This is a genomic window from Pseudomonas sp. GW456-12-10-14-LB2 (assembly GCF_002884345.1).
GTDB lineage: Bacteria > Pseudomonadota > Gammaproteobacteria > Pseudomonadales > Pseudomonadaceae > Aquipseudomonas > Aquipseudomonas paraglycinae.
In genome coordinates, this window is record NZ_POHV01000010.1 from 14,647 (window position 1) to 26,105 (window position 11,459).

7 protein-coding genes are annotated in these 11,459 nt (G+C 59.0%); 5 read left to right on the forward strand and 2 right to left on the reverse strand.

Features of this window, described 5'->3' with window-relative positions; genetic code table 11:
- Positions 1–26: 26 nt before the first annotated feature.
- The gene (locus tag C1X29_RS08695) at positions 27–776 is read left to right on the forward strand and encodes an enoyl-CoA hydratase-related protein (RefSeq protein WP_102717247.1); all 750 of its coding nucleotides are present in this window, start codon (positions 27–29) and stop codon (positions 774–776) included.
- A gap of 209 nt (positions 777–985) precedes the next feature.
- Here the strand turns inward: C1X29_RS08695 and pyk are convergent, their stop codons facing one another.
- On the reverse strand, positions 986–2,437 hold the full coding sequence (pyk, locus tag C1X29_RS08700; RefSeq protein ID WP_007951250.1) for a pyruvate kinase: 1,452 nt from the start codon (positions 2,435–2,437) through the stop codon (positions 986–988).
- A gap of 175 nt (positions 2,438–2,612) precedes the next feature.
- Here pyk and C1X29_RS08705 point away from each other — a divergent pair, with 175 nt between their 5' ends.
- Positions 2,613–2,999, forward strand: a complete 387-nt coding sequence (locus C1X29_RS08705; RefSeq protein ID WP_011335675.1) for a tol-pal system YbgF family protein — start codon at positions 2,613–2,615, stop codon at positions 2,997–2,999.
- A 218-nt stretch (positions 3,000–3,217) separates the two neighbouring features.
- Positions 3,218–3,577: a PilZ domain-containing protein gene (locus tag C1X29_RS08710; RefSeq protein ID WP_102717248.1), complete on the forward strand. Its 360-nt coding sequence runs from the start codon at positions 3,218–3,220 to the stop codon at positions 3,575–3,577.
- 45 nt (positions 3,578–3,622) lie between these two features.
- On the opposite strand, the gene C1X29_RS08715 is transcribed toward C1X29_RS08710, so the two are convergent.
- Positions 3,623–4,027 (reverse strand): DUF6124 family protein, encoded by a 405-nt coding sequence (locus C1X29_RS08715; RefSeq protein ID WP_085745230.1) that lies wholly within the window; start codon positions 4,025–4,027, stop codon positions 3,623–3,625.
- A gap of 470 nt (positions 4,028–4,497) precedes the next feature.
- Between C1X29_RS08715 and C1X29_RS08720 the strand changes: the two genes are divergently transcribed.
- A complete protein-coding gene (locus C1X29_RS08720; RefSeq protein WP_102717249.1) occupies positions 4,498–7,692 on the forward strand; it encodes a hypothetical protein in 3,195 nt (1,064 codons plus the stop codon).
- 135 nt (positions 7,693–7,827) lie between these two features.
- A complete protein-coding gene (locus tag C1X29_RS08725) occupies positions 7,828–11,451 on the forward strand; it encodes a Tc toxin subunit A (protein ID WP_158247899.1) in 3,624 nt (1,207 codons plus the stop codon).
- The last annotated feature ends 8 nt before the right edge of the window (positions 11,452–11,459 follow it).

Consider the following 11,459-nt stretch of genomic DNA (forward strand, 5'->3'; position numbering starts at 1 on the left):
CTGAATTCTCAGACGCGAGACCTGCCATGCCCGAAGCCATCCTGCTGCACCGCGAACGCGGTTTGCTGACCCTGCGCCTCAACCGCCCCGACAAGAAAAACGCCCTGACCCGCGCCATGTACAGCCAGTTGGGCGACGCGCTGAAACAGGCTGACAGCGATCCTGAAATCAACGCCGTGCTGATCACCGGCAGCGCCGAGTGCTTCACCGCCGGCAACGACATCGCCGACTTCATCCAGCAACCGCCGAGCGACCTCGACAGCCCGGTGTTTCACTTCATGCTCGAACTGCTCGAATGCCGCAAACCGGTAATTGCCGCCGTGGCCGGGGCGGCGGTGGGGATTGGCACGACGCTGTTGCTGCATTGCGATCTGGTGTACGTGGCGCGGGATGCGCGGTTGCGCATGCCGTTCGTCAACCTCGGTTTGTGCCCGGAGTTCGGTTCCAGCCTGATCCTGCCGCGCTTGCTCGGGCAGGCCAAGGCATCGGAGCTGTTGTTGCTGGGTGAAGGCTTCACCGGTGAGCAGGCGGCGCAATGGGGCATCGCAACCGAGGCGCTGGGCAGTGGCGAAGCCGCGTTGGCCAAGGCGCGGGAGATGGCGTTGCGGTTTGATGAGCTGCCGGCCGAGGCGGTGCGGATCAGCAAACAGTTGATGCGCGCGCCGGATCGCGAGTTGATTCGCAAGGTGATCGAGGAGGAGGGCGCGCTGTTCACCCAGCGGCTGAGGTCGCCGGAGGCGTTGGCGGTGTTGACCGGGTTCATCAAACGCCATTGAGATATCCGCCGACCGCCGCCGCACTCCGTGCACCGATCGTTCCCACGCTCTGCGTGGGAATGCAGCCCGGGACGCTCCGCGTCCCATGCCGAAGCGGACGCGGAGCGCCCATTGAGGCATTCCCACGCGGAGCGTGGGAACGATCAATCTGAAATGAAAAAGCCCCGCCATTCACATGGCGGGGCTTTTCGTTTTCAGCAACCGGTCACTCAGACCTGCGGGTCGCCCACGTGCAGGATCTTCATGCCGTTGGTGCCGCCGGTGGTGTGGTAGCTGTCGCCCTTGGTCAGGATGACCCAGTCGCCTTTCTCGACCACGCCGCGCTTGACCAGCTCGTCGATGGCTTTCTGGCTGACTTCGTTCGGGGCCAGCGAAGCCGGGTCGAACGGTACGGTGTACACGCCACGGAACATCGCAGCGCGGGCCTGGGCTTCGCGGTGCGGGGTGAAGCAGTAGATCGGCACCGACGAACGAATACGCGACATGATCAGCGGGGTGTAGCCGCTTTCGGTCAGCGCGATGATCGCCTTGACGCCCGGGAAGTGGTTGGCGGTGTACATGGTCGCCAGCGCGATGCTCTCGTCGCAGCGCTCGAATTCCTTGCCGATGCGGTGGCTGGAGGTCTTGCTGGTCGGGTGCTTTTCAGCGCCGACGCAGATGCGCGCCATCGCCTGCACGGCTTCCAGCGGATAAGCGCCGGCAGCGGATTCGGCAGACAGCATCACGGCGTCGGTGTAGTCGAGCACGGCGTTGGCCACGTCGGACACTTCGGCGCGGGTCGGCATCGGGTTCTGGATCATCGACTCCATCATCTGGGTCGCCACGATCACCGCTTTGTTGTGGCGGCGTGCGTGCAGAATGATTTTCTTCTGGATGCCCACCAGTTCGGCGTCGCCGATTTCCACACCCAGGTCGCCACGGGCAACCATCACGGCGTCGGAAGCCTTGATCAGGCCGTCGAGGGTTTCGTCGTCGGCCACGGCTTCGGCGCGTTCGATCTTCGCCACCAGCCAGGCGGTGCCGCCGGCTTCGTCGCGCAGTTGACGGGCGTAGTTCATGTCGGCAGCGTCACGCGGGAAGGACACGGCGAGGTAGTCGACTTCCATTTCAGCGGCGAGCTTGATGTCGGCCTTGTCTTTTTCAGTCAGGGCCGGAGCGGTCAGGCCACCACCGCGACGGTTGATGCCTTTGTGGTCAGACAGCGGGCCGCCGATGGTCACGACGCAGTTCAGCTCGGTCGCGGTGGCGGTTTCAACGCGCATGACCACGCGGCCGTCGTCGAGCAGCAGCTCGTCGCCCACGCCGCAGTCCTTGACCAGGTCCGGGTAGTCGATGCCGACCACCTGCTGGTTGCCTTCGGTCAGCGGATGGCTGGTGGAGAAGGTGAACTGGTCACCGATCTTCAGCTCGATGCGCTTGTTGGCGAATTTGGCGATACGGATTTTCGGGCCTTGCAGGTCACCCAGCAGGGCGACGAAGCGGCCGTGCTTGGCAGCGAGGTCACGCACCAGCTTCGCGCGAGCCTTGTGCTCGTCGGGGGTGCCGTGGGAGAAGTTCAGACGGGCGACGTCCAGGCCAGCCAGAATCAGCTGTTCGAGAACTTCCGGCGAGTTACTGGCCGGGCCAAGGGTAGCGACGATTTTGGTACGACGGACGGACATGCAAAGACTCCTCAAGTTCAAGCGCCAGCGAAGGCTACTATGCTCTTGGGGTGTAGTCATTGTTCGTTTGCACTACTTAATAGTTTCTTTATTGAACACGGCAACTTTGGGACAAACGCGCCTGAAGATTTCCGACCAGGGGTCGATACAGAGCACAAGACAGGAGAACCCCCCCATGCGATTCGTGCCCATTGCCGCCCTTGCCCTCAGCGTCCTCGCCGCTTCGGGCTGCACCCGTTGGTCGATGAACCATCATTTGAACAACGCCTACAGCGCCTACGACCGGGGCAACTGTGAGCAAGTGATGCTCGAACTGTCCAAGGTCGAACGCGCCAGCCGTGCCCGCCCTTACGTGTGGCCGGAAGTGTCGATGATGCGCGGCCAGTGCCTCGAGCGGCAGAAAATGTTCGTCGATGCGGCGCAGACCTATCAGTTCATCATCGCCTCGTACCCCAACAGCGAATACGCCTACCGCGCCCGCGCGCGTCTGGAAACCCTGCAGAGCCTGGGTCACTACCCGACTCGCAGCGCTGCCGCCGTGGTCCGTCCAACCCGGTTCTGATGGCGGTTGTCATACAAAAGCTGGCTGCTTGTATAGGGTGAGCTATAGTCGAATGAAACCGGTGCAGATCGAATTCTGTACCGGCGCAACACCTGCGACTGGCATGAGATGCACGTGGCGAGCGCCACACCGGGAGCGGGGAGAGCGAACCTGACGCACAGGTCCGTTCCGAAGCGAGAGTGCGGCTCTGTGATGGAGCCTTGCATGGCGAACTGAGTATGTTTACCGACCGTCGAATCGAACGGCATCAGCTGCCGTATTTTCTGCGAGTGTTCAACAGCGTCACCGACAAACCCATCGGCTTTCTGGGCAACGTGTCCGAAGACGGTTTGATGCTCATCAGCCAGTTGCCGATGATGATCGGTGCCGAGTTCAACCTGCGCCTGAAAATCCCCTTGGGCGAGGGTTGTCAGCAGGTTATCGACCTGACGACTTGTTGCCTGTGGTGCCACGAAGACGCGACCCCCCGACACTACGACGCCGGCTTCAGCCTGTACCGGACACCGCCCGAGTATGGGCAACTGGTCGAGGCGTTGAAGCAGTATTTCAGTTTTCAGCCGTTGCCGGCCTCGGCCTGAAAACAAAAAAGGGCCACAACCTGACGAAGGTTGTGGCCTTTTTTCTTATGCGGTTATCGCAATCGCCCGCTCGTTATCCAGCGTCTTCTCCACCAGCAACAACCCCAACTCACTCAACTGATAGATCGCCATCGCCAGATGCCGCGGCTTGTCGTCCAGGCTGTCGGCCAGGTCGAGCAGCAGGATGCTGACTGACGAAAAGGTTTCGTAGGTCTGGATGGCGATGGCTTCGGGGTTGATCTCGGGATCGACCTTGAACATCTGCATGCCGCGATCCACGGAATTGCGCGGTTTTTCGGGCGAGGGATTGAGGTAGAAATCCAGAGCCCGGTGAGCGGCGTCGTGGAGTTTCTTTGAATCGACGGAGGCGTAGGGGGAGACCGGATCGGGTTGATCGGACGGTTCTGTTGGGTCGGTGTCCAGTGGTGGATTTGGAGTTGCTTTGAACATAAACGTAAATCCTCTAGTGGGCCTGCCACCACCTCGCGACTAAACGAGGGGTGGCGGCTGAACGCAGGTTAGTCGACCGGGAGGAATTACGAAAAACCGGCGCGCCCGAGGGCGCCCTGCGTACAGCCACCATCGAGTGCGGGGATAGGGAGTACCCGACTTGATGACGCTTATACACCTTTCGTAATACCTGCCCGAGCGACTAAACCCGGCCGCTGATTGGCAGCGACACGGATCAAGTTACGGGGCAACGCCAAGGCGCACAAGCCGGCGGATTCTGAGTGATTTGTAGGCAATGGCACAAGCCGTCGTAGCCCGTTGTTACGACTTGCAGGACGCTGCCGAAGCGGGCTGTGGGAAGAGTTACCGTTTGTCGGGACTGTCAGATTTTACAGGTGTCGGCCATAACCGAATTGGCATTAATGAGAACGGTCAGCTCGTGTCCTATACATCCCGTCGAGGAGCAGGTTATGGAAGATCATGAAGAAGGCACCATTGAAAATGATGTTCCAGACACGAGCATTTCGACGTTGCCATCATTCATCCAGTCAGATGAAGTTTTGGAGGAACGACAAGAGATCAGAGCGTACAAAACCGTTGCAGGCACTGCCTATTGGTGCAGTTTGGAATTTTTCAGTGAATTTACTGCGGACGGTAGTCAATTCAAGTGCAGAACATCACGTTATAACGCCAAGGCTAATGGAGGGACAAAGGGCAACTTATATGTCAGAGCCAGCAGTCAGAACACATGGGATTTCACCTGGAATGATATAGGTAACCAAAACGGCCAGTGGAATACGCTGGAAGCTACCGGGTGGATTAATTCACCGAGCGGGAGCGCCACTGTTTACTTCAAATACATTTATGACAGATCTGGTGCCAGTGACGTAGAAATGGATGTGGACATCGTCCTCACCTTCAAGCCCGCCACGCCCGTCATTACAAGCCCCTCAGGGAATGTGGCAACGACTCCATTCACGGTTACCGGCACGCGAGGCATTCCTAACGCTGGAACTATCACCCTGCATAATGCCAATGGCGGTGCTCAACTCGCTACTGCGGTTATTGCGACCGATGGAGGGTGGACTGCCTCTGTCGCCTTTCCCCCCGGCCTTAAGACGCTGACTTTCTACGCCAAACAGACTATCCGGAATTCTGTTTCAGACGAGTCCAACCGTGTCACTGTGAATCTGGTGGTGGCTGCTGTCACCATTGACTCTCCAAAATCCGGTGACTCGCTGCGAGAGCGTCAACCGGTGATCAATGGCAAGGGCCATTCGGGAGCGACAATCAAGGTCTACGAGGCTGATAGTGGGGTGATTCTCTATGGATCTGGAACGGCCCAAGGCGGACAGTGGAGCATACGGCTGACCACACCGCTCCCCATCGGGCGGTTCACTTTTCATGTAAGCCAGGACTATGCCGGGGAAACGACATGGTCCGACAAGGTGCCTGTTTTCGTTTTGCCCGGATTGCCTGTCATTACCCAACCCGCCGCCCAATCAGAACAGAACCGTTCATTCACCGTCAGCGGCACCGGGGGCGAGGTCGGGGCCATCATGAGGATCCATCTCGATCTGAATGATGCGGTGGTTGGCACTCTTCAATCGGTAGCAGGGAATGACTGGAGTGTACCGGTCGTTATCCCGGCCAGTATCGCTCCCGGCGAAGTCCGCCTTACTGCCCAGCAGACTTTGGGAGTGCCTTCCGATCGAAGCGATTATCGGCCATTTAAAATAAAACCCCCGCAACCGAGCAAACTGACGGTACAGGTCGATGCCCAAGGCAAGGTGACCCTCGGAGGTGTCGGACATATCAGTGCGACGTTCTATCTCCACGTCGTGAACAACGGGACGCCTCTCCACTCCTTTACCGTGACAACGTCTCCCTGGTCGGTGTTCTTTCCCGATTGGTTGCCGGGTACTTCGCTGATCGGTGGCCGACAAAGTGTGCCCGACGGTGTAGGGCAGCCGATCTATTCGGACTGGATATCGGAGGGCACCGAGGTCGTGGTGCCTGTTCCTCGTCCAACATTGAGTGTGCGCGTCAGCCCGGACGGCATTCCTACGTTCTCCGGTACGGGCAGGAACTGGTCCGGTCAACCGGCCTCCAGAATCGAGGTCCGACTGGAAGGCGCCAGCTCCGCGATCGTGCCGATCGTCGACGTTCCCGAAGATACGACCTGGACCAGCACGGCAACAGCACGCTGGGCTCCTGGTACGTATCAGGTTACGGCCATTCAGTGGTTCACAACGCTGCAATCGGAAAGGGTTCAACCGCCTGTTTCGGTGGTCATCTCCGCCCCCCCTGCCTTTATCGAAAAAGTGACCCCGAACGGCTTGTTTGCAACGGTTGCTGGCCAATGCTGGCCGGGAGCGGTGCTGACGATCAAGTTCAGCGACGATACTACCCCCTATCCGGTTACGGATACGGACAAGAACGGGCAATGGGACTTCCAGCGCCCCACGGCGTTTCGCCCCGGCAGGCACACGGTCACGGTCACGCAGACTTTCGGCGGGCAAACCTCTAATCCGGTGTCCATGTCGTTCGATATAGCGGTGAGCGTACCGGTGATCACCCCACCACCCGGTGGGCAAACGGATCATTTGCCGGTATTGCACGGCACCGGCGGGATCGACGGCTTCACGATCAGCGTTTTCGATTTCGTGACCCTCGACCGGTTGGGAGAGACGCTCGCAACAGGGAATGCCTGGTCGGTACAGCTCACGGAACTCGACTACCTGACCCAAACCGTTTTCGCCATACAGGTGCTGGGTGACTTGCAATCGCTGCCCAGCACTTCGGTCGCTTTCAAAGTGGTTTTGTATGCGCCAAGGATCGACTTTCCAACAACAAGAACATCGGTCCCCCGTACATTCACGGTCGAAGGTTATGCCAGAGCAGGGAAAGGATTCGTCCGGACTGAGGTCGATGTGTATCTCGACGGCGTTCCCTTTCGTATTTATCCGCATTTTGGCGATGGATATTTCAAACAGAATTTCACACGGCCAGTGGGGCCATGCGTACTGAAAGCCAGGCAGTATTTCAAGGATCAGGAGTCGCCACTTAGCGAGGATGTGCAGGTCACGATCGTTCCCGACAAGGCATACATTGAAACGCCAGGTAGTGGTGAGGCTGTCGGACGTACTGCGGTGATCTGCGGGTTCGGATACGCAAGAGATACCGTCGTGGTTGCTTTGCCGGGTGGTGCGGAGCTGGGGCAGGCCAAGGTCCAGGAAAACGGGACATGGTTTTGCCGGATCGAAATCCCAGGGACCGGCACCGACCTTTCACTCGTCACCGAGCAGCGCAAGGGGGAGTTCCACTCCGGTTGGTCCGAGGCAAGACCCCTGCAGCGCCTTGCGCCCCCACCCTCATTCAACGAACCGTCGGAGGGCAAGTGGGAGGGAGCAACGCCCAGATTCGCAGGCGGTGCTCTGGCGGGTCCGAAGGTTGATGTGGTCGCCTGGTATGACTCCGAGGATAAACATGCCAAGTCTCTTGTGACCAACGGCGGACGTTGGGCCGGAATATCGGAGCGAAATCTGCCTGCTGGCCCGCAATGGGCCTGTGCCGTACAGGTCGTGGGTGGAAAACATTCCATGCCAGCGGACAGCAAGCGATTCGATGTCGCGCCGCCTGACGAACCGCCAAGTCAGGCTTAATCCGACCAAAGGTCAAGTCTACTGTCAGTTCTGACAGTAGACGCCACCCGCTCGATGACGCCAAATCCTTTGCAGGCACCATGCGAAAGGCGCCGTTCCTTTATTGGAAGTCGTTTCAGACCCAGGAGCATCCACATGTACCGCTCTCCCGCTCAGATCGCTCAGAAGATGTTCACTCAAGCGGTCGGTAAACCCAAGCGCTCGTCCACGACGGCTCTGACACGTTTTTTCAAGGCGGGGGGATCGGTTGCCGTACTGGCGCAGAAAGGCGTCGACGGGTTGATGCACGATTTTGGCCTGAACCGGCAGCAGGCCGGGGAGTTCCAGCAGCGCCTCAATGTGCTGTCGACCGTGGTATTGCGGCAGTTCATCGAACACCAGTTGACTGCCAGAGATGCCAGAGCTGTTGCGCGTTCGGGGCTCAATAACGGTCCGACTTACGCCTTGTTGTTCAAGCCGAACTTCGACGCGTTATGCCCGCCTGATGCGATCGAAGCCATTCACTCGCCTGCGGCGTATCTGACAGCCCTGTTGCATTGGGCATTGCATCGGCTGGGGGAAACCGATGGCAAGGACCTTCCGCTGGTTGGCCGGCGTACGGATCTCGAAAAACTGCTGATCGATGTCAAGGCCGTCCATGGTGCAGTGCCGTCGGTGGAAGTGATCAGCCACATCATGGAGCACTTCATCACCGCCACGCAGGGGCCCATTCAAAACCTCGATGAGGCGTTGAACCAGAAGGCCTTTCCTCGGGAACTGCCCTTTCACTGGCCTTGGGTTACGCTCGATCATGTACTGAAGGGACATGGCGAATCGGTGGGCAGCGTGGTGCGTCTGTGCGATTTGCAGTATCCGTGCTTTCTTCGTTCGGCACCATGGAGCGACAAGTCGGATGACGCCCTCGTTCAAGCTTCACGGTTGAGTCCATCACAGCGGACAATCCTGACCGAGGCGAGTCATTTTCCAGACGGGGGCGACGAGTTCTACCAGAAATACCTCGGTCTCAAGGGAATTTCGATTGGTAATCTGAGGCTCGTCCACGTTTTCAATGAAAGAACGAAGCTGGATACGCCGGCGCTTGAGGCATTGCTTTCGATTGAAGGTTTCACTCCCTTCCTGTCCGAAAATGCGCCGGGTGTCGTCACTGGCCCTGTTACAGGCAAGGACCATGGGTCTGTCTTTGTTCATGAGGCAAAGACCCCGTCCATTACCATTGTCAAAACGGACTCGGGCCTTCTCAATCGTTTCGAGAATATGGGGAGGCCCGACGAGCCCGACGAGCCCGACCATTCCGAGCGGGTTGATCGTGCCAATCGTATATTGCGACTGACTGACTGGTTGCGGTTGGCCAGTTACGAAACCGATCGACTGATCGTTGCGGCAATGCTCGCTGAAGTGCCCCCGCCGACCCCTTCTCGCTACTGGATCACAAGCAATACTCTGCGAGCTCTCGGGCTGTTCCAGGCACTGCGGGAGGTCTTTGGATGCACCGCAGAAGACTTCGCCGCCTTTATCGGGCCGCTTTGCGTTTTCGGGCGCGGCACGGAGCGTGCCCAATACGATCGAGTTTTCAACAGTGGTGCCACCGGTTCTCGTCCTTTGGTACTTGATGACCGATCCTTCCCGGTGATTCCCGTGACCGCTGCCGACCTGATTACGGTCAAGCAATTGTGCGCAGGCCTGGGTATTGATCTGGAAACCTATTTTTACCTCGCCAACCTGATTGCCGCCGCTCACGGCCTGGCTGAGCTCAAGTGCAGCTTGCCGATCGTGTCCGGTTTTTATCGCATGGTCAGGCTGCCCCGGTTACTGGGGATTACTCCGATCGAGGCGGTCCTGTTGTTGAATCTGACGGGAGGTCAGGTCTGGGTGAACGCACTGGCCGGCGTGCCGCAGATCAACAACCAACAATCAGCGGGTAAGCCGGACGTACTGAGTGTGATGCATGCCTTGATGGATGGCGTGCAATGGGCCCGGACCGCGCAGTTGCCGGTGCACTGGGTGGTGCAACAAGCAACAGCCTGGCCACCGAGCCGGCCCGATGAAAGACAACTCTCGTTGTTTGATCAATGGCGTCGGCAGGTCCCGGTGGCTCGGGTGACGGAAGATGTACTGAAAATGGCCGGTATCGAGCCCTTGTCGAACAATCGCCAGTGGCTGCGGGCGTTGAGGGCGTTGGTTGACGAACAGGGACTGATTCGTGATTTTGTTGAGTCAGCGGATCAGACCTACGAAGCCCACGCCCGGGAAATGACGGAGCGGGCCGTGTTGTTGGAGACGGGGAGCCTCGATACAGGTCTGGTGGCGCTGATTCTGGCGGTGGTGCTGCGTTGCCGCGCCAGTCAGAACAGTATGGTTCAGGAGGGGTTGGCTGCTTATAGCGGTCTGAAGCCGGATCTGGTTCTGCAGGTGCTTGGCTGGTCCGGCGCAAATGTGCATTTCGTATTGGCTCAGGTGCTCGGATTGCCGGAAGCCTCCAAGGACAGCGCTACTGTGCCGCGGCGGGAAGACCCGTCGAGCGATCCTGTTCTGCAGGTGTTGGCCGAGTTCTCGAGACGCAGCGCCGTGGTCGCGAGGCTGGAACTCAGCGGTGAATTTCTCACTCACTTCATCGCGACCGGGTATCGCGAATGGTTCGGTCTGCACTCGGTCGACGCATTCGACCTTTCAGCGTTGTATTACCTGACAGTCTACAAACGTGCCCTGGGCATGAGTGATCAGCCGGAAACGAGGCTGGTTGACTATCTGCGCCGCGTTAACACGCTGCCGGCCAACCTGAGCAATCACGGGCTTGAGCTGGTCCAGGAGCGAGCCGCGAAGTGGCTCGCCGAGCTGTTCAACTGGAGCGTGGATGAGGTGCGCATCTGCGCTGCCCATGTGAATCCGTCGAAAGGCCTGGTCGTGACCCTGCAACAGCTCGATGTGCTGACACGCATTCGCTTGTTTGCCCAAAAGACCGGTCAGAGTGCCAGGACACTCCTCGAGCTCGGGAAGCTGCCACCGGACAGCGAATATGCCGACTATGAGTACGTCGCAGACCTTGTCAGAGCCAGCCTGACGACCACGACCGAACCGAATTACGCTGACGACGTCATGGCCGTGGGGCTGGACGTGATCGTGCACTGGACGACGGTGCCCGACCCCGTCAGGTTGATCGCTAACAAACCGGACGAATTTGCCGAATTTACCGTAACGGTAAAGAACCGCGAAGGCCAGGCGCGATTGAACGTCAATGTTCATTGCGCCACCACGCTGGGCCGGTTTGAAACTTCAATGATCACCACCGACGTCAACGGCACGGCGACGGTGAAGTTTTTCCCGGACAGCCGGATGGGCAGCGTCACTCCCGTTTTCAGGCTGGATCTGGGTGAGGAGACGGCCGCACCGAGGATCGAAATCGGGCCGGATATGGCCACACTCCATTTGAGAGCCCAAAACCCTTTCCCCGTGCCCGACAGCACCGTGCTGATCGGAACGCCGGTGACCTACCGCGCCATTGTCCTGGACGACTACGACAACCCCATCGCAGGCGCCTCGGTGAGCTGGAAACTCGATCCGCTACCTCAGGGTGAGATCAAGACTGTGACTGACCGGCAAGGAGGCACCGAGGTGACATTCACCAGTGCCGAACCGCTTACCGTGAAGGTTAATGCGGCGGCTGAAAATTCGACGGCCGTTACGTTTCGCGATGTGAAGTTTGTCGAAGCCCTTCCCGCGCGCCGGCGAGTACCGGCGCCCCGCAAGCAACGCAAACAGTGACAGGAGAT

Coding starts and splice junctions, on each gene's coding strand:
- C1X29_RS08695 (WP_102717247.1), top strand. CDS start 27: ATGCCCGAAGCCATCCTGCTGCACCGCGAACGCGGTTTGCTGACCCTG.
- pyk (WP_007951250.1), bottom strand. CDS start 2,437: ATGTCCGTCCGTCGTACCAAAATCGTCGCTACCCTTGGCCCGGCCAGT.
- C1X29_RS08710 (WP_102717248.1), top strand. CDS start 3,218: ATGTTTACCGACCGTCGAATCGAACGGCATCAGCTGCCGTATTTTCTG.
- C1X29_RS08725 (WP_158247899.1), top strand. CDS start 7,828: ATGTACCGCTCTCCCGCTCAGATCGCTCAGAAGATGTTCACTCAAGCG.
- C1X29_RS08705 (WP_011335675.1), top strand. CDS start 2,613: ATGCGATTCGTGCCCATTGCCGCCCTTGCCCTCAGCGTCCTCGCCGCT.
- C1X29_RS08720 (WP_102717249.1), top strand. CDS start 4,498: ATGGAAGATCATGAAGAAGGCACCATTGAAAATGATGTTCCAGACACG.
- C1X29_RS08715 (WP_085745230.1), bottom strand. CDS start 4,027: ATGTTCAAAGCAACTCCAAATCCACCACTGGACACCGACCCAACAGAA.